General features: G+C 40.0%; 1 protein-coding gene. It reads left to right on the plus strand.

All coding sequences use genetic code 11. From position 1 onward, the window contains the following. Window positions 1-235: PorP/SprF family type IX secretion system membrane protein (locus GFJ99_RS14015; RefSeq protein WP_153209549.1), on the plus strand; the 235-nt coding region annotated here is incomplete at both ends.

Here is a 235-nt window from a genome sequence, read left to right on the forward strand (position 1 = left end):
AACAAGATCCCCATTACACACAATACATGTATAATATGAGTGTAATGAATCCGGCCTATGCGGGTAGTAAGGACAATTTATCGATGGGATTATTATACAGAAAGCAGTGGGTTGAGATTGAGGATGCTCCTACTACAGGTACCTTTTTTGGTCACGCACCAGTTGGCAAGAATGTAGGGCTAGGTTTGAGTTTTATATCAGACAAGATTGGTCCTGTTGAGGAAAACAATGTTTA

Origin of the sequence: Flavobacterium sp. LMO6, from assembly GCF_009495795.1 — a bacterium.
In the GTDB taxonomy this organism is placed as follows: domain Bacteria; phylum Bacteroidota; class Bacteroidia; order Flavobacteriales; family Flavobacteriaceae; genus Flavobacterium.